1 protein-coding gene is annotated in these 326 nt (G+C 65.0%); it reads left to right on the top strand.

The genetic code is table 11. The features are described 5' to 3' along the window. The coding region (locus tag H7993_RS20700) for a hypothetical protein (protein WP_185795505.1) at positions 1–326 on the top strand (326 nt) is incomplete at both ends.

Here is a 326-nt window from a genome sequence, read left to right as displayed (position 1 = left end):
CCGGCGTTCGTCGGCGGCACGCTCAAAGTACGCTGGACCGGCCCCAACGGCAGCGATGTGCTGGAAAAATCCGTCACCTCCACCGGCGTGCTGCGCGTACCGGTACCCAGAGCCGCGCTGATCGACGCCAACCTGAACCAGAGTGTGGACGTCTGGTACGAGCTGGTCCCTGCAACCGGCCCGTCGGGCCGCTCGCAGCATGTGCTGCTGTCGGTGATCAACAGCGCCAGCCAGCCTTGGCCGATGCCCGAGGTGTGGGATTTCAGCAATGCCCCGGTCAACCCGTTCATCCCGATCAAGCCAGGTACGCAAGAGGCCAATACGGC

This window comes from Pseudomonas baltica (assembly GCF_014235765.1).
In the GTDB taxonomy this organism is placed as follows: domain Bacteria; phylum Pseudomonadota; class Gammaproteobacteria; order Pseudomonadales; family Pseudomonadaceae; genus Aquipseudomonas; species Aquipseudomonas baltica.
This window is presented reverse-complemented; position numbering and strand designations above follow the sequence as displayed.